Source organism: Kitasatospora sp. NPDC127111, assembly GCF_042677465.1.
In the GTDB taxonomy this organism is placed as follows: domain Bacteria; phylum Actinomycetota; class Actinomycetes; order Streptomycetales; family Streptomycetaceae; genus Kitasatospora.
This window is the reverse complement of record NZ_JBHXTG010000028.1, coordinates 1-23,662: the sequence shown is the minus strand read 5'-3', so window position 1 is coordinate 23,662 and position 23,662 is coordinate 1. Positions and strand designations below refer to the sequence as shown.

Below are 23,662 nucleotides of genomic sequence, written 5' to 3'. Positions count from 1 at the left end.
TCAGGGGGGTGGTGCAGCTGGGGGAGCGGGTCAGCCGATCAGGTGCGAGACGCCGGAGTCGCCCTTGCTCTGGGTGCCCTGGCCCTGGGTGCAGTACTGCTTGCCACCGCTGTTGGCGATCGGGACCTCGACCGGGACGGCCACGCCGAGCACGCCGACCGCGATGTTGTGGATCTCGGGGAGGCAGACGTTCGCGTTGTCCAGGAAGTGGAAGTTCGGGCTGTTGTCGCCGACGGTGCCGGTGAAGTTGGTCCCGCCGTTGCCCTGGAGGGACGCGGCGGAGCCGTCCGAGTCCGCGATGGCCGAGGCCGGCGCCGCGGCGGCGGCCAGCGCGGCGACGGCCAGGCCGGCGGCGGCGAAGGACTTCTGGATCATGGGGAGATCCCTCTCTGAAATGCTTTTGGTTTCCGTGCGTACAACGCGTACAACGCTCAGACCCGGTCTGCGGTCACTGACATTGAGATCAAAGAATGACGGCACGGAAGGTTACGGGGATTTTTGAAAAGAGTCCGGGAGGCGCGGCCGGAAGGGGTTTGCGGTCGGATTATTAGGCCGAACCGGTTAACCGCCGCAATCCGGGCTCCGGGTGACTCGTTGAGACAGAGTGCTTTCCGGCTGCGCCCGCGCAGCCGTCCCCCCAGATCCCCAGTACGGACAGCAGAACGGTGAAAAGCATGAAGTTCTCCAAGCGGGCCGGTGCGATGCTGCTGGCGGTCGGTGCGGGCATGCTCGCCTCCCCGGGGGCGGCGTCCGCCGCCGCCGTCAACCCCGACCAGGTCGGGGCTCTGGAGGACAGGCTGGCCACCCAGCAGGTCCCGGTCGACGTGCCGCTCGCCCCGCTGGACAGCCGGATCTCCGGCGGCATCCCGACCTCCCTGGTGATGCCGCCCGTGCCCGGCCGGACCACCGGCACCGAGCTGGTCCCGGACCGGCTCGTCCCGGCGCTCGGCACCGGCAAGGTGGGGCCGACGGCCAAGGCCGAGCTGCCGCTGCCGCTGGTCGACCAGGGCGCCGACCTCGGCGAGCTGCTGCTGGAGGCCCCGGCCGCGCCGCTGCACGCCGACACGCCCGGGATCGGCCTCGGCAAGCCGCTCGCGCTCGCCCAGGACGGCACCGGCCAGCTGGCCGACGGGGCGCTCAAGGTCGACGAGCTCGACCCGCGGCTGATCACCGGCGCGGTCCAGGCCGTCCCGGGCGCCAAGGCGACCCTCGGCAACGAGGACGAGCGGATCTCGGTCACCGACTCGCTGGAGAACCTGGCCACGACCACCACCGCGACCACCACCGGCGTGGTGCAGCAGACCGGGGTGGCCGGGCTCGCCAACCTCTGAGCCGTCCGCCCCCGGGCACGCGGCTCGGCCGTTCCGCCGCCCGAGAGCCCGGTACCCCTTCCGCGAGGACGGGGTACCGGGCTCTCGGGCGTCCGGTGCCCGGGGCTCAGCCGGGCAGGGCGCCGAGCAGCTGCCCGACCACCGGCAGGTCCCGCGGCCCGCCGCCGGCGCTCAGCGGACCGGTCAGCGTCCCGGTGGAGACCGGCGCCAGCCCGGAGTTGTCCGGCTGGACGGTGGCGCCGTTGTTCAGCACGTCGGCCGAGGAGTTGGCCCACGGGTCCAGGCGCAGGTCCTTGACCGGCGCGATGCCGTAGCCGATGCCGGCGGTCGTGCCGCCGAGCGCCTTGGCGACGTCGGTCTTGGCCAGCGAGGCGCCGCCCTCGGCCGGCGCCGCGTGCGCCGGGGCGGTGCCGGCGCCGAGCAGCATCGCGGCGCCCAGGGCGGCGGCGAGGCCGGCCCCGCTCTTCTTCGAAACCATGCGGAGTCACCCTTCGGGGGTCGGGGCCCCGGGCGGCTGGACTGCGCCCGGGTACGCCGAACTGCCCCCCGGCCGGCTGGTCGGGGGGCAGGACGGCCGGAACGCGTGCCGATCGGGGATCAGCAGTCGTCGTCGTGGTCGTGGTGCGGGTGCGAGTCCACGTTGGCGCAGCTGTTGCCGAACGCCGGGTTCAGGGCGCCGATCACGTCGACGGAGTTGCCGCACAGGTTGACCGGGATGTGCACCGGGATCTGGAGCTGGTTGCCGGAGATGACACCGGGGGAGCCGGCGGCGACGCCCTCGGCGCCGGAGCTGGCGGCGGCGGAGCCCGCGGCGCCCAGCACCAGGCCGGCAGCGGCGGCGGACAGGACGGCGGCCTTCTTCACGTTCTGCATGGGGGTTGATCTCCTCGATCACACACGGGTTGAGCGGGCCGCACCCCGACGGCAGCGGGGTGCGGCACGGACTCGGTGAGGTGGCTGTCGCCGGTGCGGCGACCGCCGGTTCAGCCGATGTTGGCGCAGTGGTTGCCGAACGCCGGGTTCAGGATGCTGACGATGCCGATGGAGTTGCCGCAGACGTTGACCGGGATGTGCACCGGGATCTGGATCTGGTTGCCGGAGAGCACACCGGGGGAGCCGGCGGCGACGCCCTCGGCGCCGGAGCTGGCGAACGCGCCGCCGGCCGCGCCGACCACCAGGCCGGCGGCGGCGAGGGACAGGGCGGCGGCCTTCTTGAGGTTACGCATGTGGTTCTTCCTCCGTTTTCTGCCCGACCGTAAATGGGGAAATAGTCGGGAGCCGGGCGAAAGGAAATCATCGCCCGCTGGCTTCTGGGAATGCCGTGATTGTCACTCTGGCGGCCCAAGTGGCGCGTGTCGCCCGTGGCTTGGACGATGGGCGGCGGCCGCGTCACCGCACGTCGCGAACAATTCCCGCACGGCCGGGAACAATTCGCGCAGACGCGCGACCAGGAGTAATTCCGGACGGGCTCGGACCGGCGGCGGATCTCCCGGAGTCGGGGGGCCGTCCGGCGGTCGTGGGCCGGGCGGCCGGTCGGAGCGCGGTCAGGCGTTCGCGCAGTGGTTGCCGAACGCCGGGTTGAGCAGGCCGACCAGGTTGGCCGAGTTGCCGCACACGTTCACCGGGATGTGCACCGGGACCTGGATCTGGTTGCCCGAGGCCACGCCGGGCGAACCGGCCGCAACGCCCTCGGCGGAGGCGCCGTTGGCGTGGTGGGCGGCGGCGACGCCGGCGCCGGCGGCCAGCATGGCGGCGGTGGCCGCGGTGCCGAGGACGCCGTGGGCGAGCTTGCGCATGTGCGGTACTCGATTCGTTCTAGAGGGCCTGTGTGGAGCGTGTTCCGCCAGGGAGAACGAGGGAGCGCCCGGGGGGAAACGGTCGGGCCCGGCGATCACCCGAATGCCTGGTGCCGGGCGCGTTGAGCCACTTGGGTGACAAAGCACCCGCCGTCGCAACCGGGTCGAGCAGGTCTCGTTCTAGATGTCGCACTCCCCGTGCATATCTGTCGATCAGTCAGGAGGCTCCTATGAGCATCAAGAAGACGGCCGCCGTCGGTGCCGCCGTGGTAGGCATCGTGGCGGCCGGTGCCGGCACCGCGATGGCCAGCTCGGGCGCGGAGGGCGTCGCCGCGGGTTCCCCCGGCGTCATCTCCGGCAACCAGATCCAGGTTCCGGTGCACGTGCCGATCAACCTCTGCGGCAACACCGTCAACGTGATCGGTCTGCTCAACCCGGCGTTCGGCAACCACTGCGTCAACGCGGGCTGATCCGCGCCCGGTTCGGCCGGCGCGAGCCGCCGTTCCGCGCTTCCCTCCTGGGGCGCGGGGCGGCGGCTCTCCGCTTTCCGGACGCGCCGCGCGCCGTTCGTCCGGACCGGCCGCGCGGCGACTCCCGGTGCCGTCGCACACCTTGTTGCGTTACCGGCCGGTACCTAGAATGTGAGACCTGCTCACCTTCCTTCGCTCCGAGTCGTCCGGCACCCCCTCGGCCGGGCGGGATCCCCCACCCCGCAAGGAGTTGCGTGTGATCAGGTCAAGATTGTCAGGTGCGCGCCAGTCATTTCCGGGTGCGCGGCGCTCGCCGTACGGCGCACTGCTCGCGGCGGGCGCCCTCGTCGCCACCCTCGGTCTGGCCGGGGCCCCCGCCGCCCTCGCCGACGCCGCCCCCGCCGCCGGCACCGCCAAACCGGCCGCGATCGTCGCCCTCGGCGACAGCGCGATCTCCGGGGAGGGCGCCGGCACCGACACCGGCGACGGCTACTTCCCCGAGACCGACAGCCCCACCGACTACTGCCACCGCCACCCCAAGTCGGAGATCTTCGTCACCGGCATCCCCGGCGTCACCCCGGTCGACCTCGCCTGCTCCGGCGCCCAGACCGGCGACCTGGTCAGCGACCCCGAGCTGGCCAGGATCACCGGGCCGGGCAGCGGTGACTTCGGCGAACCCAAGCAGGACGTCCAACTCGCCGAGGTGGCGGGCAAGTACGACGTCAAACTGGTCGTCGTCACGATCGGCGCCAACGACGACTTCGACTTCAGCGGCATCATGATGCACTGCCTCGCGCAGTACTTCCCCGTCCCCAAGGACCAGGGCTGCCGCGACACCATCGGCAGCCAGGAGATCGCCCAGCGGGCCGAGCGGGTCCGCCCCAAGGTGGTCGCCGCGCTGCAGAACGTCCGGCGGACCATGCGCGGGGCCGGCTATGCCGACTCCTCGTACCAGCTGGTCTACCAGTCGTACTTCAACCCGATCACGCCCGACATCCGGCGCAACGACTACCTCGGCAAGATCGCCGACGGCTGCCCGGCCTTCCCCGAGGACCTCGCCTGGGGGCACAACTGGGTGGTGCCGCTCTTCAGCGACACCCTGCGCGCCGCGGCCGAACAGGTGCCCGGCGTCCGGTACCTGGACCAGCGGCGGGTCGCCTTCGGCCACGAGGTCTGCGCCGAGTGGACCAGCTCCCCGTACGAGTACACCAACGGGGACGTCATCAACCTCTCCGAGTGGGTCCGCAACGGCTGCGACGCGCAGATCGGCATTCCCGGGCTGTGCATGAACATGGTCCGCCAGTCGTACCACCTGCGGGTGGCCGGTTACCGCGGCGAGGGCGTCTGCCTCGGCCAGTTCTACGCCCGGCCCGACCAGCAGCAGGCCTACTGCACGCTCGACCAGCAGAACGTCACGTCCATCCAGCCGCTCGCCCCCGGCCGGCCGTTCGCCGACGCGCCCGAGGACGGCGCCTGGTACCAGCTCACCAGCGCCGCCGACGGGAAGGTGCTCGACCTCACCGGCGGGGGCACCTACGGCGACTCCGTCAACGGCCGGCCCGCCATCACCTACGCCGCCACCGGCGGGCTCAACCAGTCCTTCGTCCTGGAGGCCGAGCAGGGCGGCGGCTACGAGCTCGACTTCAGCGGCAACCGGAACATGTGCCTGGACGCCAACGCGGGCTCCACCGCCCCCGGCACCCGGATCCAGCAGTGGGGCTGCAACGGCGGCGGCAACCAGCACTGGGTCTTCAAGCCCGCCGGCAACGGCCTCTACAAGCTGGCCGACTCCCAGGACCAGACCAAGGTGGTCACCGCGAGCGGCGACCTCGACGCCAAGGGCAACCGGCTCGTCGAACTCGCCGCCGACACCGGCGCCGCAGGCCAGCTCTGGCGGCTCACCGAACTCGGCATCGTCTACCTCCACGGCTGATCCGCCCCGCCCGCCCCGTCGCCCCCGCCCGGTCAACCGGGCGGGGGCGACGGCACTCCTGCGGGTGCTCCGGCGGGGCCGGCCGGGAGGGTGCGGAGCGCGGGGCCGGTGGGCCGGGCGGCAGCTGGGGCGCGCTGGTTCGTGCGCGTACCCCGTCCGGCGGGGAGGAAGTCTAATGCATCGTCAGATGCCTTGAGGGGTGGTTGCCTTGGCGTGACGGCCGCCGTGCGCGGCGGTGGATAATCCATCGGGTGATCGCCACTCTGGAGGACGCCGGCCGGCTGCTCCGCCCTGCCGCGTACCTCGGGATCGTCGCCCGGCCGCTGTACCTGCTGCCGCTGCTCCGCACCGGCGTGCTGTCCGCGCTGCTGTCCGCCGAGGCGGCGGACGCCGGCTGGGCCGCGCGCTTCGGGGTGGAGCTGCACTCGCTGGAGCAGCACACCCTGATCCGTGAGGGCGGTGCCGCCGGCGCGAGCCTGGACGAGCTGACCGCCCGGCTGCCCGGGCTGACCGGCACCCGCTGGCGCGGCCGCGAGCTGCGGCTGGCCGGCTACGGCAGCCACCGCGAGCACTGGACCGCCGCCGTGGAGGCCACCGGCGCCCGGCTGCTGGCGCCGCCGCTGCGGGCCGACGCCGAGGTGTTCGGCGACAAGACCGCGATGCGCGAATGGTTCGGCCACCTCGGCGTGCCGGTCCCGGCCAGCACCGTGGTGGCCGGGACGCTCGACCACGCCGCGCTGCGGCACCGGTTCGGCTCGGTGTACGTCGCCCAGACCCCGCGCGGCTCGGCGGGCAACGGCACCCACCTGGTCCGCTCCGCCGAGGACGCGGCCGCCCTGCCCGCCCGCGACCGCTGGCTGGTCAGCGAGTACGTCGGCGACACCGCGCTCAACGTGCACGGCTTCGTCGGGCTGGACGGTCTGCCGCAGGTGCTCCGGCCCTCCCTGCAGCTGATCGGGATCGAGGCGGCGGGCGCCGGGTTCGGCCAGTACGCCGGCTGCGACTTCGAGGCGCCCGGGCGGCTGGCGCCGCGCGCGGTGGCCCGCTGCCTGGAGGCGACCGAGCGGATCGGCTGGGGCCTGGCCGGCCTCGGCTACCGGGGCGTCTTCGGGGCGGACTTCGTGCTCCGGGACGACCGGGCCCTCGCCCTGGAGATCAACTGCCGGATGCAGGGTTCCAGCTGGCTGCTCGGCGAGCTCGAGCTGGAGCGGGCGGACGGGCGGCTGCCCACCGCGCTCCGGCACGTGCTGGAGCGGCACGGCGTCCCCACCCTCGGCAAGCCCGACCCGGACCCGGCGTACGGCGTGCAGCTGACCGTCCGGCACACCGGCGCCCCGGCGGAGGCCGTTCGGGTGCCGGCGGCCGGGGCGTACGCGCTGCGCGAGGGCGCGCTGGTCCGCCGGGGCGACGCGGCCGGCCTGCTGGAGTGCGGCCCCGACGAGACCGTGCTGGTCAACCTGCCCCCGGCCGGTGCGGTGCTGCGGCCCGGTGCCGTCCTCGCCCGGTTGGTGACCCGCCGTTCCCTCACCGCCCCGGACGGCCGCACCCTCACCGCCGGCGGCCGGACCCTGGTCGACGCCCTGCACCGGCTGTACTCCTTCGGGGGTCCGGCACGGAAGGTTGACGCGGGCACCCGAACCCCCGTGTCGTAGGCTCGCCCGGCGGCGGCGCGTTTCGTGGCCGCGCCGATCACGAGCGGGGGCGGGGAGTCCAGAGCTGATGAGCACGGCATCGAGCACATCGAGTACGGAGCCGGCGAGCGCGGAGCCGCCCGGCGCCGACGAGCGGTCCGGGGGCGCGGAGCTCCAGAGCCGGTTCGCCGCCGCGGTGGACCGCTTCGCGCCCGCGCTCGGCGCGTACGCGGTGGTCAAGGCGACCGGCCTGACCGTCTTCATGCTGCTGCTCTCGCACACCGGGGACTTCCTGAAGAAGGAGGTCGGCCGCGGCGGCGGCGCCCGGCCCTGGGACGTGCTCGGCACCTGGGACGGCATCTGGTACCAGCGGATCGCCGAGAACGGCTACGACCCGCAGCTGATCCCGCTGCACGGCTACCCGCTGGCCACCTACTACGAGAACTCGGCCGCGTTCTTCCCGCTCTACCCGTGGCTGATGCGGCTGGTCGGCTCGGTCACCGGCCTCGGCCCGTACGGCTCCGGGATCGCCGTCTCGGTGATCGCCTCGTTCGTCGCGGCGGCCGGGATCTTCGCGATCGCCGAGCGGCTCGGCGGCTTCCGGGCCGGGGTGATCGCCGCCGTGATCTGGGGGCTCTTCCCGGGTTCGGGCGTGGAGTGGGCGGTCTACTCGGACTCGCTGTTCGTCGCGATCTCCGCCTGGGCCTGCTACTGCGTGATGACGCACCGCTGGCTGACCGCCGGGGTGCTCGCCCTCGCGGCCGGCCTGAACCGGCCCACCGCCGCGGCGCTGATCGCGGCCGTCTCGATCGCCGCGCTGGTGGCGCTCGTCCGGCGGACCGACGGCACCGCCCGTCCGCTGACCGCGATGCTGATCACCCCGTGGGGCCTGCTCTGGTACGTCGCCTGGGTCGGCTACCGGATGGACGACTGGGGCGGCTACTTCAAGCTGCAGCGCGGCGCCTGGAACCGCTACTTCGACTGGGGCGCCTCCACCTCCCGCACCTTCCTGGACGTGATCACCGGGCACTGGGACTTCTGGCAGTCCAACCCGGCGCCCGACCTGATCGCGGTGGCCCTGCTGATCGCGCTGCCCGGGCTGCTGGTGCTGCTGTTCCGCGCCCGGCCGCCCCTGGTGCTGGTGGTCTTCACCCTGCTGACCGTCTTCACCGCGCTGAGCAGCAACCAGATCTTCGGCAACATCTCGCGCTACCTGCTGCCCGCGTTCCCGCTGTTCATCGGCCTGGCGCTCGCGCTGCGCCGGCTGCGGCTGCCGACCCTGGCCGGCCTGTTCGCCATGCCGGCGGTGGCGGCCGGCTGGTACGCCGGGTACGCGCTGTTCGAGATGGGCATCCCGTAGACCCGTCCCGTAGACCCGTCCCGCAGGCCCGTCCTGCCTTTCTCCTGCGGCCCGTACCGCAGCCGTCCCGCGCCCGTGCGCCGGACCACGACGCCCCCGGGGCGCGGAAGGTGGTTCGTCACGGGATCATCCGGCGCGGGACGGCATTGCTAACCTCGGACGCATGACGACGAGCCCGCCCGTGCGCCAGATCCGCGACATCTCCGGTCTGCTGGACCACGCCAGTCACGTGCTGGCGACCCGGATGGCGGCCGCCTTCACCGAGCTCGGGATCACCCCGCGCGCCTACTGCGTGCTCTTCCACGCGCTGGAGGCCGAGCGCACCCAGATCCAGCTGGCCGAACTGGCGGACCTGGACAAGACCACCATGGTCGTCACCGTCGACGAGCTGGAGAAGGCCGGGCTCGCCGAGCGCCGCCCGTCCGCCACCGACCGCCGGGCCCGGATCATCTCGGTGACCGAGGCGGGGGAGCGGGCCGTCGTGCAGGGCACCGCGATCGCCGACAGGGTCCACCGCGAGGTGCTGGACTCGCTGCCTGACGGGGAGCGGACGGCCTTCGTCTCGGCCCTGTCCCGGCTGGTGGACGGGCCGCTGGCGGAGCCCGTGGAGAGCGACCGGACGGTCCGGCGGGCCCGTCGCTCCCGGAGCTGAGGACCGAACGGGACCTTCCCGAGAAAGATAGTCCCGAACAAAACCATCTGTTAGTGTCTTACCCGGTACTCGACCCACCGGGAGACCCGCCATGACCACGCACGCCCCGACCACGCCCTCGCCGACCACGCCCGCCCGGGCCCAGCGCGCCTCGACCGGGCCCGCCCCCTCGGCGCCCGCCCCGGGTCGGCCCGCCCCCGCCCGATCCCGCTCCCGCGCGCTCGCCCTCGCCGTGCTCTGCGCCGGGACGCTGATGATCATCCTGGACGGCTCCATCGTCACCGTGGCCCTGCCGGCCATCCAGGACGACCTCGGCTTCACCCCCGCCGGCCTGACCTGGACGGTCAACGCCTACCTGATCGCCTTCGGCGGCCTGCTCCTGCTGGCCGGCCGGCTCGGCGACCTGGTCGGCCGCAAGAAGGTCTTCGTCGCCGGGCTGGCGCTCTTCACCGCCGCCTCGCTGCTCTGCGCGGTCGCCACCGGCCAGGGCGTGCTGATCGCCGCCCGCTTCCTCCAGGGCGTCGGCGGCGCGATGGTCTCCGCGGTCAGCCTCGGCATGATCGTCACGCTCTTCCCCGAGCCGCGCGAACGCGGCCGGGCGATCGGCGCCTTCAGCTTCACCGGCGCGACCGGCGCCTCGATCGGCCAGGTGCTCGGCGGCGTCCTCACCGAGGCCCTGAACTGGCACTGGATCTTCCTGATCAACCTGCCGCTCGGCCTCGCCGCCGCCCTGCTCGCCGTCCGGGCACTCGACGCCGACCGCGGCCCGGGGCTGCGGGCCGGTGCCGACGCCCTGGGCGCCGTCCTGATCACCGCCGCCCTGATGCTCGGCATCTCCACCATCGTCGGCACCGGCGAGCACGGCTGGGCCTCCGCCCGCACGCTCGGCCTCGGCGCGCTGTCCGTCCTGCTGCTGGCCGCGTTCCTGGTCCGGCAGGCCCGTGCCGCCCATCCGCTGCTGCCGCTGCGGATGTTCCGCTCCCGCAACGTCTCCGGCGCCAACGCGGTGCAGGTGCTGACCATCTCCGGGATGTTCGGCTTCCAGGTCCTGGTCGCCCTCTACCTGCAGAACGTGCTCGGCTACGGCGCCGCCGCCACCGGCCTGGCCCTGCTCCCGGCCGCGGTCGCCATCGGCGTGGTCTCCCTGCTGCTCTCCGCCCGGCTGAACGCCCGGTTCGGCGAGCGCAACGTCCTGCTGGCCGGGCTGGCGCTGCTGGTCGCCGCCCTCGGGCTGCTGACCCGGCTGCCGGCCGGGGCCGACTACGTGCCGCACCTGCTGCCGACCATGCTGCTGATCGGCGGCGGCGGGCTGGTGCTCTCCGGCCTCACCGCCCTGGGCATGTCCGGCGCGGGCGCGGCCGACGCGGGCACCGCCTCGGGCCTCTTCAACACCACCCAGCAGGTCGGCGCCGCCCTCGGGGTCGCCGTCCTCACCACCCTGGCCGACTCCCGCGGCTCCGCCCTGGCGGCCGCCGGTCACCCGGCCGCGGACGCCCTCGCCGGCGGTTTCCGCCTCGCCTTCGCGGTCGCGGCCGGCCTGCTCGCGGTGTCCTTCGTGCTCGCCGCCGTGGTCCTGAAGCCCGCCCCGGCGGCAGCGGACCGCCCGGCGGCGCCGGTGGCCTGACGGACCGGGGAGGGCCGGAGACGCAGCGGAGCGGGCGGCCCGCCGGAGGGGGACTCCGGTGGGCCGCCCGCTCGGTCGGGCGGCGTGGGGGCCGCCCGCCGGCCCCGGGCGGCGTGGGGGTCCGCCCGGGGCGCGGTCGGGCCGAGCCGCGGGCCGGCCCGCCCCCCGTACGGGCCGGTCCGAGGGCTCGTTCCTGACCGCCCCTCAGTGGTGGTCGAAGCTCCACCCGGTGTCCGGTGTTCCGGACTGCCGGGCGGACGTGGAGGGAGTGCGGTCGGAGGGGTCGGTGACGGCGGCGGACACGGTGGTGGCTGTCATGCGGCTCACGCTAAGGGCGGGACACTTCGGCGGCCGCCGAACTGTCCCTGACACCCCTTCCGTCCGGCGGGTCCTGCGGCATGATGGGGACATGCCGCACGATCAGGACGTACCGCTCGCCCGCCTCGCCGCCCTGCTCGCCGATCCCACCCGTGCCACGGTGTGCACGGCCCTGCTCGACGGCCGCGCCTGGAGCGCCAGCGAGCTGGCCCGCCACGCCGGGGTCTCGCCGTCCACCGCCAGTGAGCACCTGTCACGCCTGATCGACGCGACCCTGCTGGTCGAGGAGCGTCAGGGCCGCCACCGGTACGTCCGCTTGGCCGGGTCGGAGGTGGCCGGTCTGATCGAGGACCTCACGGTCTTCGCGCGGTCCGCCTGGCCGAGCCCGGCGGAGCCGCCGCGCAGCCTGCGCGAGTCGACCCGGCGGAGCGCCGAGGCCCGGGCTCGCACCTGCTACGACCACCTGGCCGGCCAGCTCGGCGTGGCGGTGCGCGACGCCAGCGTCGCCCTCGGGCTGGTGGCGGACGAACCGGGCCTCGCGGTGACCGAGCAGGGCTGGGAGTGGCTGGCCGGGCTGGGCGTCGAGCGGCCCACCAGGGCCCGGTCGCGTCCGGCGCTCCGCAGCTGCGTGGACTGGACGGAGCGCCGCCGGCACCTCGGCGGGGTGTACGGGGCCACCGTCCACCGGACGGCGTTCGAGCGGCAGTGGGTGGAGCGGATCGGCTCCGGCCGGGCGCTGCGGCTCACCCCCGCCGGGGCCGACGGGTTCCACGAGCTGCTGGGGCTGGACCTGGCCGCCGCCGGCTGACGCGCCGCGGCGACGGCCCCGGCCCCGGCCCGCGGCGACGGCCCCGGGGCCGGACCGGCCTCAGGGCCAGACCAGGCAGTACAGCTGGTGGCCGGCCTCGTGCAGGCGGTTGGCGAAGTCCTGCCACTCGTGCAGCATGCTGTAGATCACGAAGGCGTCGCGCGGCCCGCGGCGGTCCGGGACGGTGGACCAGATGAAGGCGGCGGCGCCGAGCTCGGTCTCGTCGGCCTTGCGCAGCGGTTCCACGACGTTCTGCGGGAGCTGCACCACGGCGTAGTCGGGGTGCAGCACGACCAGCTCCAGCGGCGGGACCTGGTGCAGCGGGACGCCCTGGATGCCGGTGAGGACCATGGCGCTCATGGTCTCCGGCTTGATCTTGGTGGAGAGGTGCCCGTTGGGGGAGCCGCTGGTCTCCATCAGGTCGCCGAGCCGTCCCAGCGAGCCCAGCTCGCCCGCGTCCAGGCCCAGCCCGCCGGGGCCGAGTGCGGTCGGGACTCTGGCGGCGGTGGCACGGTCGGGTGCGCCGAAGTACTTGTAGGTCACCCCCACGCGTCCCTCACCCCGCCTCTCACCGCCGCGACCGCCACGACCCGTACCCGCTCCCGTACCCCCGCGTGCGGCCTCGGCGGGCCGGCGGGAGCCACCCGCGGCCTCGTCGTAGCCGTCCTGCGCCTCGGACACTCGGACCATCCTCACCGGAATTCGCCGGAATCGACAGACCCCCGCACGCCCGGCGTCCGTCCGGACGTGCTCCTTACCCGTCATGCGCCGCCGTACCCAGCTGAGGCACGCGGCAGTCCTCTTCACACCCCTGCACACCCGGAACCTCGCACACCCCGGGTGGAAAGCCTGAGTACACAGTCTGACTGGTCCGTCACCGGGAGCAGTCAGGGGGCCCGTTGTACGGATAACCGTACAGACTTCCTCGCCCGGATCATCGTTCCAGATGATGAGGTCCGACATGCAGAGGTGAAGGACACGATTTGAGACCATGTCTCCCGTGAGCTACCCCTACGAAGCACCCCAGTCCCAGTCGCTCTTCGACCGCGCCTCGATCGTGACGCCCGGCGGCGTCAACTCCCCGGTGCGCGCCTTCCGCGCGGTGGGCGGCACGCCGCGCTTCATGGTGTCCGGCACCGGCCCCTACCTCACCGACGCCGACGGCCGTGAGTACGTCGACCTGGTGTGCTCGTGGGGTCCGATGATCCTCGGCCACGCGCACCCCGCCGTGATCGACGCCGTCCAGCAGGCGGTCTCCCGCGGCACCTCCTTCGGTACGCCCGGCCAGGGCGAGGTCGAGCTGGCGGAGGAGATCGTCGCCCGGGTCGCCCCGGTCGAGCAGGTCCGCCTGGTCTCCTCCGGCACCGAGGCGACCATGTCCGCGATCCGGCTGGCCCGCGGCTTCACCGGTCGGGCGAAGGTCGTGAAGTTCGCCGGCTGCTACCACGGACATGTGGACGCGCTGCTGGCCGCCGCCGGTTCCGGCGTCGCGACCTTCGGTCTGCCGGACACTCCGGGCGTCACCGGCGCCCAGGCCGGCGACACCATCGTGCTGCCGTACAACGACCTGGCGGCCGTCGAGCGGGCCTTCGAGGCGCACCCGGGCGAGATCGCCTGCGTGATCACCGAGGCCTCGCCCGGGAACATGGGCGTCGTCCCGCCGCTGCCCGGCTTCAACGGCGGCCTGGCCCGGCTCTGCCGGGAGAACGGCGCGCTGTTCATCTCCGACGAGGTGATGACCGGGTTCCGCGTCTCCAGGGCCGGCTGGTACGGCCTGGAGGCGGCGAACGAGGGCTGGGCGCCGGACCTGCTCACCTTCGGCAAGGTGATGGGCGGCGGCTTCCCGGCCGCGGCCTTCGGCGGCCGCGCCGACGTGATGGGCCACCTGGCCCCGGCCGGCCCGGTCTACCAGGCGGGCACCCTCTCCGGGAACCCGATCGCCACCGCGGCCGGCCTGGCCCAGCTGCGCGGCTGCACCGACGAGGTGTACGAGCGGCTGGACCGGGTGGCCGCGGACATCGCCGGCCTCGTCTCGGACGCCCTGCTCAAGGAGGGCGTCGCGCACCGGCTGCAGACGGCCGGGAACATGTTCTCGGTGTTCTTCACCGAGGAGGCGGTCACCACCTACGACGAGGCGAAGACCCAGGAGGCGTTCCGGTTCAACGCCTTCTTCCACTCGATGCTCAGCCAGGGCGTCTACCTCCCGCCGTCCGCCTTCGAGTCCTGGTTCGTCTCGGCGTCCCACGACCAGCGGGCCGTCGACCGGATCGCCGCCGCCCTCCCGGCCGCCGCCCGCGCGGCCGCCGAGGCCACGGCCTAGACCCTACGAAGCCCCAGGAGTACTGAGAAGTGAGCGCCAAGGACATCACCGTCGTCCACCTGATGCGGCACGGTGAGGTGCACAACCCGGAGGGCATCCTGTACGGCCGGCTGCCCGGCTACCGGCTCTCCGAGCTTGGCCGGCAGATGGCCGACCGGGTGGCCGAGGACCTCGCCGACCGGGACATCACCCACGTGGTGGCGTCCCCGCTGGAGCGGGCGCAGGAGACGGCCGAGCCGATCGCCAAGTCGCACGGCCTGGACCTCGCGGTGGACGAGCGGCTGATCGAGGCCGACAACATCTTCCAGGGCAAGACCTTCGGGGTCGGCGACGGTTCGCTGAAGAACCCGGGCTACTGGAAGTACCTGACCAACCCGTTCAAGCCCTCCTGGGGCGAGCCGTACCTGGAGCAGGCGGTGCGGATGATGGGCGCGCTCGCCGCGGCCCGGGACGCCGCCCGCGGGCACGAGGCGGTCTGCGTCAGCCACCAGCTGCCGATCTGGATCGTCCGCTCCTTCGTGGAGCGCCGCCGGCTCTGGCACGACCCGCGCAACCGGCAGTGCTCGCTGGCCTCGCTGACGAGCTTCACCTACGAGGGCGACAAGATCGTCTCGGTGGGCTACCGCGAGCCGGCCCGCGACCTGCTCCCCGCGCACCTGGTCGGCAAGGGCGGTAAGAGCAAGCCGGTGGGCAAGAGCTTCGGCGCCTGACGCGGGGCGCGTAAGCCACGCGTAAGTATGAGCCGGATCACTCGGGAACGACCCGGGTGATCCGGCTCAGTCGCAGGTCAGAGGGGGTGCGACACGGAATGCAGGACCCCCCCGAACCTGCCCGGAACTCCATGCGAAACTTTTCACATGTCTGGCACGACGCGCCCCCGTCCCCGTCTCGCCGCAGCGGCCGCCGCCACCGCCGCCGCTGCCGCACTCGCTCTCACCGGCTGCTCCTCGTCCGGCTCGTCCGGCAGCGGTGACGGCCAGATCGGCTTCGTCAACGCCAAGGGCAACGTCTCCACGGCGGACGCCGGGCACCGCCAGGACGCGCCGGACATCTCCGGCGAGACCCTGGACGGCACCCCGGTCAAGCTGTCGGACTACAAGGGCAAGGTCGTCGTCCTCAACGTCTGGGGCTCCTGGTGCGGTCCGTGCCGCGGCGAGGCGGACGACCTCCAGCGGGTCTGGGAGAAGTACAAGGACCAGGGCGTCCAGTTCCTCGGCATCAACACCCGGGACCCGGAGAAGGCCAACGCCGTCCGCTTCGAGCAGGAGAAGGGCGTCACCTTCCCCAGCCTCTACGACCCGGCCGGCACCCAGCTGCTGAAGTTCCCCAAGGGCAGCCTCAACCCGCAGACGGTGCCCACCACCCTGGTGGTCGACCGGGACGGCAAGCTCGCCGCCCGCGCCGTCGGCGGCCAGGTGGACGACGCCCTGGAGGCGATGCTCCAGCCGGTGGTCGCGGAGCAGAAGCAGTGAGTGCCGCGGTCCAGCTGGCCGACACCACCGGGACCATTCAGAGCGGGGCGCTGCTGATCGCCGCGCCGATCGCGCTGGTGGCCGGGCTGGTCTCGTTCTTCTCGCCGTGCGTGCTGCCGCTCGTGCCCGGCTACCTCTCCTACGTCACCGGCTTCTCCGCCGCCGACCTCGCCGACGCGCGCGGCGGGCGGCGCGGCCGGATGCTGCTCGGGGCGCTGCTGTTCATCCTCGGCTTCACCGCCGTCTTCGTCTCCGGCGGCGCGCTGTTCGGCTACTTCGGCTCGACGCTGCAGGAGCACAAGCGCGTCATCTCGATCGTGCTCGGCGCGCTGACCATCGTCATGGGCCTCGCCTTCATGGGCCTGGTGCCCGGGCTGAGCATGCGCGAGCTGCGCTCGCACCGCCGCCCGGCGGTCGGCCTGCTCGGCGCGCCGATGCTCGGCGTGGTCTTCGGCGTCGGCTGGACGCCGTGCCTCGGCCCGACGCTGGCCGCCGTCCAGAACCTGGCGCTGAACGAGGCCGACGCGGGCCGCGCCGCCCTGCTGATGACCGCCTACTGCCTGGGCCTGGGCGTACCGTTCGTCGTGGCCGCGCTGGCCTTCCGCCGGGCGCTGGGCGCGTTCGGCTGGGTCAAGCGGCACTACCCGCTCGTCATGCGGATCGGTGGCGGCATGCTCGTCGCGGTCGGTCTGCTGCTCGTCACCGGGATCTGGGACTCGATGGTGAACGAGCTGCAGTCCTGGACCGCCGACTTCCAGATCGGAATCTGACCGTGAGCAAGACCACGACCGATACCGGGCTGCCCCCGGCGGCGGCCGAGGACGCGGCCGAGCGGCTGACCACCGCGCCGGTCGAGTCGGACGGCCCCGCGGGCATGGGGGTGCTCGGCTGGCTGCGCTGGGTGTGGCGCCAGCTGACCTCGATGCGGGTCGCGCTGATCCTGCTCTTCCTGCTGTCGCTGGCCGCCATCCCGGGGTCGCTGATCCCGCAGAACGGCCAGAACCAGTTCAAGGTCGAGACGTGGAAGGCGCAGCACACCACGGTCGCGCCGATCTACGAGAAGCTGCAGCTGTTCGACGTCTACAGCTCGGTCTGGTTCTCGGCGATCTACATCCTGCTGTTCGTCTCGCTGGCCGGCTGCATCGTCCCGCGCACCTGGCAGTTCGTCGGCGTGCTGCGGGCCCAGCCCCCGGCCGCGCCGCGCAACCTGACCCGGATGCCGGTCTACGCGGCCTGGCGCACCGACGCGGACGCCGCGACGGTGAACGCCGCCGCGCACCGGCTGCTGCGCGCGCGGCGGTTCCGGGCGCACCGGGCCGACGGCTCGGTGTCCGCCGAGAAGGGCTACCTGCGCGAGGTCGGCAACCTGGTCTTCCACCTGTCGCTGTTCGCGCTGCTCGGCGGCTTCGCCTGGGCGAGCCTGGCCAGCGGTACCGGCGGCAAGCTGATGGTGGCCGGCGAGGGCTACTCCAACACCATCACGCAGCTGGACGACTTCACCGGCTCGCGGTTCTACGGCTCCGACGACCTCGACCCCTTCTACCTGAAGCTGGACAGCTTCAAGTCCCGCTTCCAGAGCAAGGGCGACCAGATCGGCGCCGCCCGCGAGTTCACCGCGAACGTCGAGTACTACGCGGGCAGCGACGCGTCCAAGCTGGCCAAGGGCACGATCGAGGTCAACCACCCGCTGGAGATCGGCGGCAGCAAGGTCTACCTGATCGGCCACGGCTACGCCCCGGTGATCACGGTGAAGAACGCGGCCGGGCAGGTCGTCTACACCGGTGCGACGCCCTTCCTGCCGCAGGACGGCAACCTGACCTCCACCGGTGTCGTCAAGGTCTCCGACTACGGCGAGAAGGACGGCAAGAAGACCCAGCTGGGCTTCTCCGGCTTCTTCCTGCCGACCGCCCCGCTCAGCTTCGACCGCACCGGCCCGATCTCGCTGTTCCCCGGCGACGCCGCCCCGGAGCTGGTGCTCAACGTCTTCGCCGGCGACCTCGGCACCGACTCCGGCCTGCCGCAGAACGTCTACCAGCTCAACCAGAAGAACCTGACCCAGCTCCAGCGGGACGGCCAGCCGGCCAAGGCGCGGCTGAAGCCGGGCCAGACCTGGGAGCTCCCGGACGGCTACGGCACGGCCACCTTCGAGGGCTACAAGCAGTGGGCCAGCTTCAACGTCTCGCACCGCCCGGGCAACGAGATCGCCCTGGCCGGCGGGGTGCTGGCGATCCTGGGCCTGATCGGCTCGCTGTTCGTGCAGCGGCGCCGGATCTGGGTGCGCGCGGTGGCGCTGCCCGGCGGCGGCACCCTGGTCGAGCTGGCCGGGCTGGCCCGCAGCGAGTCGGCGAAGATCGCCGAGGAGCTGGCCGAGCTGGCGGTGGACCTCCAGGACGACGCGCCCGCTCTGGACGACGGGCCGGCCGGCGGGGACGGGCCGGCCGAGGACGCCGCCGACGCCGGGGCCTCCGCAGACCCGAAGGACACCGCGGACCCCCGAGACACCGCAGACCCCGAAGACCCCGCAGTCCCTGCCGACCAGAACTCCAAGGAGTAGACGGTGCACCTCGCCTCGGCGGTCGACCCCCAACTGGCCGACCTCTCCAACAAGCTGATCTATTCGGCCATGGCCGTCTACACGATCGCCATGCTCGCCCACATGTTCGAGTGGACCTTCGGCAGCAAGGGCGCCGTAGCCGTCCGCTCCTCCGAACAGGCGGGCAGCCTGGCCGAGACGGTCGCCGCGGCCGGGTCCACGGGCAAGGGCGCGAAGAAGGTCACCGTCACGGTCGCCTCGGCCGGCGGCGGCACCACCACGCTGACCCGCACCGCCCTGGCGGGCGAGGGCGCGACGGTGGTCACCAGCGGCCGCGGCGAGGACGAGACGGACGGCCCGGGCGCGGCCGGCACCAGCGAGAAGGCCGACCTGGCCGGCCGGATCGCGGTCTCGCTCACCGTCCTGGGCGCCCTGCTGCACGCGGGCGGCGTGTTCACCCGCGGCCTCTCGGTCTCCCGCTGGCCGTGGGGCAACATGTACGAGTTCTCCTGCGCCTTCGCGCTGGCCATGACGGTCGCCTACCTCGGGCTGCTGGCCGCGAAGAAGCAGGTCCGCTGGCTGGGCCTGCCGGTCACCCTGGCGGTCGTGCTGACCCTCGGCATCGCCACCCAGGTGCTGTACACCGAGTCCGAGCAGCTCGTCCCGGCGCTGCACTCGTACTGGCTGGCGATCCACGTCTCCACCGCGATCGTCTGCGGCGGCGCCTTCTACGCGGCGTTCATCGCCACGCTGCTGTACCTGGGCAAGGACTCCTTCGACCAGCGGACGGCGGCCGGCCTGACCAGCGGCCCGCTCGGCACCTCGGCGTCGATCTGGCAGCGCCTGCCCGCCGCGTCCACGCTGGACAAGCTGTCCTACCGGATCAACGCGCTGGTCTTCCCGCTCTGGACCTTCACCATCATCGCGGGCGCGATCTGGGCCGAGGCGGCGTGGGGCAAGTACTGGGAGTGGGACCCGAAGGAGACCTGGTCGTTCATCACCTGGGTCGCCTACGCCTGCTACCTGCACGCCCGCGCGACCGCCGGCTGGAAGGGGCGCAAGGCCGCCTACCTGGCGCTGGCCGCGTTCGCCTGCTGGCTGTTCAACTACTACGGCGTGAACATCTTCGTCACCGGAAAGCACTCCTACGCGGGGATCTGACCGGGGGGACGACACCCACCGGCCCGGCGCTCCAGATCGGAAGCCGGGCCGTGGTGTGACAGGGGTAGTGCGTGCCGGCCACCCGCGCCGGTACGGGGAGGAACACGAGGAGGAGATCGCGCAATGGAGTGCGACGAGGTCATGCTGACCGTCCGAATCACCGCGGCCGAGCAGCTGCTGCTCCGCCGGCTCGCCCAGGGGCACCGCAGCGACGTGTCCGAGGTGGTGGCCGACGGCCTGCTGGACATCATCCCCACGATCAGCTCGCCGGCGGACGCCTACCGGCTGCTGGGCGCGCTCACGGCCCCCGCGCCGTGCGCCCTGACGGTCTGGCTGCCGACGCCGCTGGCCGACCTGCTGGTCCCGGGCGCGGCCCGGATCGCCCAGGTCACCCAGGTGCGGATCGGTTCGGCCAGCGCCATGCTGGGTGCCGCGCTGCGGCTCTGGCTGGCCCAGGACCCGAGCCTGTTGGCCGCCAACCTCAGCGTGATGCACGCCGGGCGGCCGTCCGCGCTGGTCGCGGCCTGAGGGGCCTGAGGGGCCTGAGGGGGTCGAGGGGCGGGAGGGGGCGAGGGGAGGGCGGGGGCCGGGCCGGAGCGGCCCGAGCAGCCCGAGGAGGGGCCCGTACGGGCCCCAGGGGGGTCAGCTGGCGAGCGGCAGCCCCGGGGTCCGGCCCGGGCGGTCGTCGGCCCGCGACCGGGCCGGGGCGTCGCCGGTCGGCTCGGTGAGCACCCGGCACTCGGCGACGGTCCGGTCGTCCTGCACCAGCACCACCCGGACCGGCACCCGCCCGCGGCCGCTGCCGTACCCGTGCCCGTCCTCGTACCCGTTCCCGTGCCCGTCACGGGCCGGCGGAACGGTGCCGCCCTCGGGGACGGCCCGGACCAGGCAGGGCCGGTCCCGCTCGATGAGGCTGTTGAACGAGGACACCAGCTCGACCGGTACCACCGGCTCGCGGTGCAGCCGTTGGGCCGCCTGCCGGGCGGCCTCCAGCACCAGCATCCCGGGCACGTGGTCGGCCGCCTGGTCGAACAGCACCGGGTGCCCGGCGTCGGCGCGCAGGAGCCAGCTGCCCGGCACCGGCGACGGCGCGAGGACGGCGTCGGCACCCCGGTCGAGGACGGCCGGCTCGGGCGCCCAGGGGGCGCCGTGGTGCCCCGGCCCGACGGGGGCCGGTCTCGCGTCCCCGCGCAGCCGGGCGTAGGCGACGGGGGAGTACACCCGCAGCTGGCCGGCGGCCCGCCCGACCGGCCGGCCGTCCCGCCGGATCTCGGCCTGCACTCGCAGCGAGGCCAGCCGGCCGTTGCGGATCCGGACGTCGTGGCAGCCGATCTCCAGCATCAGGCAGGCCGGCGCGCCGGTGGCGGCGAGGCCGTCCACCCCGTCCGGGCCGAGCGCGTAGCAGAGCTCGTCGAGCGCGAACTGGTGGCCGCGCGGCACGCCGAAGCCGACGTGGCCGATCAGCAGCCCGGCCTGCCGGACGGTCTCGGCCAGCAGCAGCGGGTCATGGTGCCGGACGCCGGGCAGCCGGTGGGCGCCGTGCGCCCGGGGCCACTGCGCGCCGACCAGGAAGTCGTACGGGCCGGTGGACTGCCAGCCGGTGATCAGGACCTCGGAGACGGCGGCGCGGTGGACCAGGTGCCGGGAGACGGTCCGCTCGTGGAAGTCGTAGCCGGGGCCCGGGTGGCTGTACGAACCGGGGTGCGGGTACGGACCGCGGTCGTCCGGTTCAAAGAACAAAGGCATGACGGGCCCACTCCCGGGTGTCGGTCGACCGGCCGCACCGGGCGGCCAGACCAAAAATACAGACCACCCGGTTTGCTGTCAGCAGTCGGGGTCCCGCTGCCGAACACTTGGCGTGACCACGTTACCGGGCCCGTGCGCCAAGGCAATCCCCGGCTGCACGACGTCCGACGTTGGAGGGGGGTTACTCCCCGCTGGACGGCGGGGGCCGCCGAGGGGCTAGATTAGATACCAACCATGCGGTTTCGGGCGGGCCGTCCGCATGCGAGGCGTCGCCCCGGACGGCGGTGCAGTGACAGCAGCGGGGCGAGCCGGGATCTCCCCGAGACCGAGGCCGGAGGGGCCCAGTGGTCAAGCAGGAACGCGCGGGGAGGACCAGGCGGGCCGTGCTGCTCGCGGCGGCGGACACGTTCGCGGACGCGGGGTTCGAGTCGGCCAGCCTGATCGACATCAGTCGCCGGGCGGGGGTCAGCAAGGGCGCGCTCTACTTCCACTTCGTCTCCAAGCAGGCGCTCGCGGACGGCGTCCGCGCGGCGGCCGCCCGCGAGATCGGCGCGGCCGCGCTGCAGGCCCGGCGCTGCGCCGGTCCGGCCCTGCAGTCCCTGATCGACTTCTCGCACGAGCTGGCCCGGCTGGTCCGCGAGGACGTCGTGGTCCGGGCCGGCGTCCAGCTCGGCCAAGGCGGCCGGGGCGGCGCCGCGGACGCCTGGCGCAGCCTGGGGGCGGTGTTCGGCCGGCTGCTGGAGCGGGCCCACGCGGCCGGCGAGCTGCACCCCGGCACGGACCTCCGGCAGGCCGCCGAGCTGCTGACCACGCTGGCGGCCGGGCTGGTGCTGCTCGCCCCGGACGACGGCGACCGCCTCCGGCCGGAGGCCGTGCACAGCCTGTGGACGGCCGCCCTGCCGGCGCTGGTCCCGGCGGAGCGCTGCGCCGCGTACCGCGTCTGAGCCGTCACCGCGAGCCGGGACCGGGCACAGACCGGTCAGTCGGTATTCGGCCGGCCCCACGGCCTCCGGGTACGCGCCCGCGCCGCGTTCCGGCCCCGGGTCACCCGGCTCCGGGAACGCCGTGGGCCGGCCACCCGGGAGGGGTGACCGGCCCACGGGCGGGTGCTCGCGGAGCCGCGTCAGGCGGCCTGCTGCCAGCTGACCGGCGAGAAGTACGCCGGGCGGCGCTCCAGGCGGTGCCAGTTGGCGATCGGCTCGACCGGCGCGACGGCGGTCGCGGCCTGCTGGGCGGCCGCGGCGCGGGCCATCAGCACGGCGGTCAGGGCCGCGAGCTCCTCGTCGGAGAGCGAGCCGCGGACGATGCGGACGAGAGGTTCGGCGGAAGCGGTCATGGTGTGGTTTTCTCCCCCTGCACGTGTCTGGTGAATGGTCAGCAGAACTTCGGTGCTACATGGGCGGGTTGCCGTGCTTGCGGCTCGGCAGGTCGGCGTGCTTGGTGCGGAGCATGGCCAGCGAGGAGGCGAGCACCTGACGGGTCTCGGCCGGGTCGATGACGTCGTCCACGAGGCCGCGCTCGGCCGCGTAGTACGGGTGCATCAGCTCGCTCTTGTACTCCTTGATCTTCTGCGCGCGCATCGCCTCGGGGTCCTCGGCGCCGTTGATGTCCCGGCGGAAGATCACGTTGGCGGCGCCCTCGGCGCCCATCACGGCGATCTCGTTGGTCGGCCAGGCGAACGAGAGGTCCGCGCCGATCGAACGGGAGTCCATCACGATGTACGCGCCGCCGTAGGCCTTGCGCAGGATCAGCTGGATGCGCGGCACGGTGGCGTTGCAGTAGGCGTAGAGCAGCTTGGCGCCGTGCCGGATGATGCCGTCGTGCTCCTGGTCGACGCCGGGCAGGAAGCCGGGGACGTCGAGCATGGTGACCAGCGGGATGTTGAAGGCGTCGCACATCTGGACGAAGCGCGCGGCCTTCTCGCTCGCGTTGATGTCGAGCACGCCGGCCAGCGACTGCGGCTGGTTGGCGATGATGCCGGTGACGTGGCCGTCGATCCGGGCCAGCACGCACAGCACGTTGGTGGCCCAGCGCTCGTGGACCTCCAGGTACTCGCCGTGGTCGACGATCTCCTCGATGACCTTGCGCATGTCGTACGGCCGGTTGCCGTCGGCGGGCACCAGGTCGAGCAGCGCGTCGTTGCGGCGGTCGACCGGGTCGTCGTTGACGGCGGTCGGCGGCATCTCGCGGTTGTTCTGCGGCAGCAGCGAGAGGAGGTAGCGGACCTCCTCGATGCAGGACTGCTCGTCGTCGTACGCGAAGTGCGAGACGCCGGAGACCCCGGAGTGGACGTCGGCGCCGCCGAGCCCGTTCTGGGTGATCTTCTCTCCGGTCACGGCCTGGACGACGTCGGGGCCGGTGATGAACATCTGGGAGGTCTCGCGGACCATGAAGATGAAGTCGGTCAGGGCCGGGGAGTAGGCGGCGCCGCCGGCGCAGGGGCCGAGCATGACCGAGATCTGCGGGATGACGCCGGAGGCGCGGGTGTTGCGCTGGAAGATGCCGCC

25 protein-coding genes are annotated in these 23,662 nt (G+C 73.3%); 16 read left to right on the top strand and 9 right to left on the bottom strand.

Going from position 1 to position 23,662, the window contains the following annotated elements; translation table 11 throughout:
- Nucleotides 1-30: 30 nt before the first annotated feature.
- A complete protein-coding gene (locus ACFVHB_RS18810) occupies nucleotides 31-375 on the bottom strand; it encodes a rodlet layer protein (RefSeq protein ID WP_313764319.1) in 345 nt (114 codons plus the stop codon).
- A 299-nt stretch (nucleotides 376-674) separates the two neighbouring features.
- On the opposite strand from ACFVHB_RS18810, the gene ACFVHB_RS18805 reads away from it, so the two are divergent.
- Nucleotides 675-1,331, top strand: a complete 657-nt coding sequence (locus ACFVHB_RS18805; protein WP_380322915.1) for a hypothetical protein — start codon at nucleotides 675-677, stop codon at nucleotides 1,329-1,331.
- Nucleotides 1,332-1,437: 106 nt separating this feature from the next.
- Here ACFVHB_RS18805 and ACFVHB_RS18800 read toward each other — a convergent pair whose 3' ends face one another.
- The 4 genes from ACFVHB_RS18800 to ACFVHB_RS18785 all read right to left on the bottom strand — a co-directional run bounded on the left by ACFVHB_RS18800 (nucleotide 1,438) and on the right by ACFVHB_RS18785 (nucleotide 3,127).
- Entirely contained in the window at nucleotides 1,438-1,809 is a 372-nt protein-coding gene (locus ACFVHB_RS18800) for a hypothetical protein (RefSeq protein WP_380322913.1), read from the bottom strand.
- 119 nt (nucleotides 1,810-1,928) lie between these two features.
- Nucleotides 1,929-2,204 (bottom strand): chaplin, encoded by a 276-nt coding sequence (locus ACFVHB_RS18795; RefSeq protein WP_380322910.1) that lies wholly within the window; start codon nucleotides 2,202-2,204, stop codon nucleotides 1,929-1,931.
- A 110-nt stretch (nucleotides 2,205-2,314) separates the two neighbouring features.
- Nucleotides 2,315-2,557, bottom strand: coding sequence for a chaplin (locus ACFVHB_RS18790; protein ID WP_380322907.1), 243 nt, complete (start codon nucleotides 2,555-2,557; stop codon nucleotides 2,315-2,317).
- Nucleotides 2,558-2,875: 318 nt separating this feature from the next.
- Complete coding sequence (locus ACFVHB_RS18785; RefSeq protein ID WP_380322904.1) at nucleotides 2,876-3,127, bottom strand: chaplin; 252 nt, start codon at nucleotides 3,125-3,127, stop codon at nucleotides 2,876-2,878.
- Nucleotides 3,128-3,357: 230 nt separating this feature from the next.
- On the opposite strand from ACFVHB_RS18785, the gene ACFVHB_RS18780 reads away from it, so the two are divergent.
- The 7 genes from ACFVHB_RS18780 (at nucleotide 3,358) to ACFVHB_RS18750 (ending at nucleotide 11,923) form a co-directional block, all read left to right on the top strand.
- Nucleotides 3,358-3,597, top strand: coding sequence for a chaplin (locus ACFVHB_RS18780; protein WP_380322901.1), 240 nt, complete (start codon nucleotides 3,358-3,360; stop codon nucleotides 3,595-3,597).
- Between the two features lie 256 nt (nucleotides 3,598-3,853).
- On the top strand, nucleotides 3,854-5,530 hold the full coding sequence (locus tag ACFVHB_RS18775) for an RICIN domain-containing protein (protein ID WP_380322898.1): 1,677 nt from the start codon (nucleotides 3,854-3,856) through the stop codon (nucleotides 5,528-5,530).
- Nucleotides 5,531-5,781: 251 nt separating this feature from the next.
- A complete protein-coding gene (locus tag ACFVHB_RS18770; RefSeq protein WP_380322895.1) occupies nucleotides 5,782-7,182 on the top strand; it encodes an ATP-grasp domain-containing protein in 1,401 nt (466 codons plus the stop codon).
- 67 nt (nucleotides 7,183-7,249) lie between these two features.
- Nucleotides 7,250-8,521, top strand: a complete 1,272-nt coding sequence (locus ACFVHB_RS18765) for a hypothetical protein (RefSeq protein ID WP_380322892.1) — start codon at nucleotides 7,250-7,252, stop codon at nucleotides 8,519-8,521.
- Between the two features lie 163 nt (nucleotides 8,522-8,684).
- The gene (locus tag ACFVHB_RS18760; protein WP_380322889.1) at nucleotides 8,685-9,173 is read left to right on the top strand and encodes a MarR family winged helix-turn-helix transcriptional regulator; all 489 of its coding nucleotides are present in this window, start codon (nucleotides 8,685-8,687) and stop codon (nucleotides 9,171-9,173) included.
- A gap of 91 nt (nucleotides 9,174-9,264) precedes the next feature.
- On the top strand, nucleotides 9,265-10,797 hold the full coding sequence (locus ACFVHB_RS18755; protein WP_380322886.1) for a DHA2 family efflux MFS transporter permease subunit: 1,533 nt from the start codon (nucleotides 9,265-9,267) through the stop codon (nucleotides 10,795-10,797).
- Nucleotides 10,798-11,206: 409 nt separating this feature from the next.
- On the top strand, nucleotides 11,207-11,923 hold the full coding sequence (locus ACFVHB_RS18750; protein WP_380322883.1) for an ArsR/SmtB family transcription factor: 717 nt from the start codon (nucleotides 11,207-11,209) through the stop codon (nucleotides 11,921-11,923).
- Between the two features lie 60 nt (nucleotides 11,924-11,983).
- Here ACFVHB_RS18750 and ACFVHB_RS18745 read toward each other — a convergent pair whose 3' ends face one another.
- Entirely contained in the window at nucleotides 11,984-12,613 is a 630-nt protein-coding gene (locus tag ACFVHB_RS18745; RefSeq protein ID WP_380322880.1) for a hypothetical protein, read from the bottom strand.
- 301 nt (nucleotides 12,614-12,914) lie between these two features.
- Here ACFVHB_RS18745 and hemL point away from each other — a divergent pair, with 301 nt between their 5' ends.
- The 7 genes from hemL to ACFVHB_RS18710 all read left to right on the top strand — a co-directional run bounded on the left by hemL (nucleotide 12,915) and on the right by ACFVHB_RS18710 (nucleotide 19,937).
- Nucleotides 12,915-14,243, top strand: coding sequence for a glutamate-1-semialdehyde 2,1-aminomutase (gene hemL, locus ACFVHB_RS18740; RefSeq protein ID WP_380322877.1), 1,329 nt, complete (start codon nucleotides 12,915-12,917; stop codon nucleotides 14,241-14,243).
- A 62-nt stretch (nucleotides 14,244-14,305) separates the two neighbouring features.
- A complete protein-coding gene (locus ACFVHB_RS18735; protein ID WP_380323070.1) occupies nucleotides 14,306-14,953 on the top strand; it encodes a histidine phosphatase family protein in 648 nt (215 codons plus the stop codon).
- 147 nt (nucleotides 14,954-15,100) lie between these two features.
- Nucleotides 15,101-15,715, top strand: a complete 615-nt coding sequence (locus ACFVHB_RS18730; RefSeq protein ID WP_380322874.1) for a TlpA family protein disulfide reductase — start codon at nucleotides 15,101-15,103, stop codon at nucleotides 15,713-15,715.
- Nucleotides 15,712-16,485 carry a cytochrome c biogenesis CcdA family protein gene (locus ACFVHB_RS18725; RefSeq protein ID WP_380322871.1) on the top strand — a complete coding sequence of 258 codons (774 nt, stop codon included), beginning with the start codon at nucleotides 15,712-15,714 and terminating at the stop codon, nucleotides 16,483-16,485. Before ACFVHB_RS18730 ends, ACFVHB_RS18725 begins: the two co-directional genes overlap by 4 nt.
- A 2-nt stretch (nucleotides 16,486-16,487) precedes the next feature.
- A complete protein-coding gene (locus ACFVHB_RS18720) occupies nucleotides 16,488-18,269 on the top strand; it encodes a cytochrome c biogenesis protein ResB (protein ID WP_380322868.1) in 1,782 nt (593 codons plus the stop codon).
- Between the two features lie 3 nt (nucleotides 18,270-18,272).
- A complete protein-coding gene (gene ccsB / locus ACFVHB_RS18715; protein ID WP_380322866.1) occupies nucleotides 18,273-19,409 on the top strand; it encodes a c-type cytochrome biogenesis protein CcsB in 1,137 nt (378 codons plus the stop codon).
- A gap of 123 nt (nucleotides 19,410-19,532) precedes the next feature.
- Nucleotides 19,533-19,937 (top strand): hypothetical protein, encoded by a 405-nt coding sequence (locus ACFVHB_RS18710; RefSeq protein ID WP_380322863.1) that lies wholly within the window; start codon nucleotides 19,533-19,535, stop codon nucleotides 19,935-19,937.
- A gap of 114 nt (nucleotides 19,938-20,051) precedes the next feature.
- Here ACFVHB_RS18710 and ACFVHB_RS18705 read toward each other — a convergent pair whose 3' ends face one another.
- Nucleotides 20,052-21,155: a ScbA/BarX family gamma-butyrolactone biosynthesis protein gene (locus ACFVHB_RS18705; RefSeq protein ID WP_380322860.1), complete on the bottom strand. Its 1,104-nt coding sequence runs from the start codon at nucleotides 21,153-21,155 to the stop codon at nucleotides 20,052-20,054.
- A gap of 344 nt (nucleotides 21,156-21,499) precedes the next feature.
- Here ACFVHB_RS18705 and ACFVHB_RS18700 point away from each other — a divergent pair, with 344 nt between their 5' ends.
- Nucleotides 21,500-22,099 (top strand): ScbR family autoregulator-binding transcription factor, encoded by a 600-nt coding sequence (locus tag ACFVHB_RS18700; protein WP_380322857.1) that lies wholly within the window; start codon nucleotides 21,500-21,502, stop codon nucleotides 22,097-22,099.
- Between the two features lie 179 nt (nucleotides 22,100-22,278).
- Here the strand turns inward: ACFVHB_RS18700 and ACFVHB_RS18695 are convergent, their stop codons facing one another.
- Both ACFVHB_RS18695 and ACFVHB_RS18690 read right to left on the bottom strand, forming a co-directional pair.
- Nucleotides 22,279-22,491 (bottom strand): acyl-CoA carboxylase subunit epsilon, encoded by a 213-nt coding sequence (locus ACFVHB_RS18695; RefSeq protein ID WP_380322854.1) that lies wholly within the window; start codon nucleotides 22,489-22,491, stop codon nucleotides 22,279-22,281.
- Between the two features lie 55 nt (nucleotides 22,492-22,546).
- The coding region (locus tag ACFVHB_RS18690) for an acyl-CoA carboxylase subunit beta (RefSeq protein ID WP_380322851.1) at nucleotides 22,547-23,662 on the bottom strand (1,116 nt) is incomplete at its 5' end.

Coding starts and splice junctions, on each gene's coding strand:
- ACFVHB_RS18695 (WP_380322854.1), bottom strand. CDS start 22,491: ATGACCGCTTCCGCCGAACCTCTCGTCCGCATCGTCCGCGGCTCGCTC.
- ACFVHB_RS18810 (WP_313764319.1), bottom strand. CDS start 375: ATGATCCAGAAGTCCTTCGCCGCCGCCGGCCTGGCCGTCGCCGCGCTG.
- ACFVHB_RS18760 (WP_380322889.1), top strand. CDS start 8,685: ATGACGACGAGCCCGCCCGTGCGCCAGATCCGCGACATCTCCGGTCTG.
- ACFVHB_RS18745 (WP_380322880.1), bottom strand. CDS start 12,613: ATGGTCCGAGTGTCCGAGGCGCAGGACGGCTACGACGAGGCCGCGGGT.
- ACFVHB_RS18735 (WP_380323070.1), top strand. CDS start 14,306: ATGCGGCACGGTGAGGTGCACAACCCGGAGGGCATCCTGTACGGCCGG.
- ACFVHB_RS18790 (WP_380322907.1), bottom strand. CDS start 2,557: ATGCGTAACCTCAAGAAGGCCGCCGCCCTGTCCCTCGCCGCCGCCGGC.
- ACFVHB_RS18805 (WP_380322915.1), top strand. CDS start 675: ATGAAGTTCTCCAAGCGGGCCGGTGCGATGCTGCTGGCGGTCGGTGCG.
- ACFVHB_RS18755 (WP_380322886.1), top strand. CDS start 9,265: ATGACCACGCACGCCCCGACCACGCCCTCGCCGACCACGCCCGCCCGG.
- hemL (WP_380322877.1), top strand. CDS start 12,915: ATGTCTCCCGTGAGCTACCCCTACGAAGCACCCCAGTCCCAGTCGCTC.
- ACFVHB_RS18785 (WP_380322904.1), bottom strand. CDS start 3,127: ATGCGCAAGCTCGCCCACGGCGTCCTCGGCACCGCGGCCACCGCCGCC.
- ACFVHB_RS18710 (WP_380322863.1), top strand. CDS start 19,533: ATGGAGTGCGACGAGGTCATGCTGACCGTCCGAATCACCGCGGCCGAG.
- ACFVHB_RS18750 (WP_380322883.1), top strand. CDS start 11,207: ATGCCGCACGATCAGGACGTACCGCTCGCCCGCCTCGCCGCCCTGCTC.
- ACFVHB_RS18765 (WP_380322892.1), top strand. CDS start 7,250: ATGAGCACGGCATCGAGCACATCGAGTACGGAGCCGGCGAGCGCGGAG.
- ACFVHB_RS18800 (WP_380322913.1), bottom strand. CDS start 1,809: ATGGTTTCGAAGAAGAGCGGGGCCGGCCTCGCCGCCGCCCTGGGCGCC.
- ACFVHB_RS18795 (WP_380322910.1), bottom strand. CDS start 2,204: ATGCAGAACGTGAAGAAGGCCGCCGTCCTGTCCGCCGCCGCTGCCGGC.
- ACFVHB_RS18780 (WP_380322901.1), top strand. CDS start 3,358: ATGAGCATCAAGAAGACGGCCGCCGTCGGTGCCGCCGTGGTAGGCATC.
- ACFVHB_RS18730 (WP_380322874.1), top strand. CDS start 15,101: ATGTCTGGCACGACGCGCCCCCGTCCCCGTCTCGCCGCAGCGGCCGCC.
- ACFVHB_RS18705 (WP_380322860.1), bottom strand. CDS start 21,155: ATGCCTTTGTTCTTTGAACCGGACGACCGCGGTCCGTACCCGCACCCC.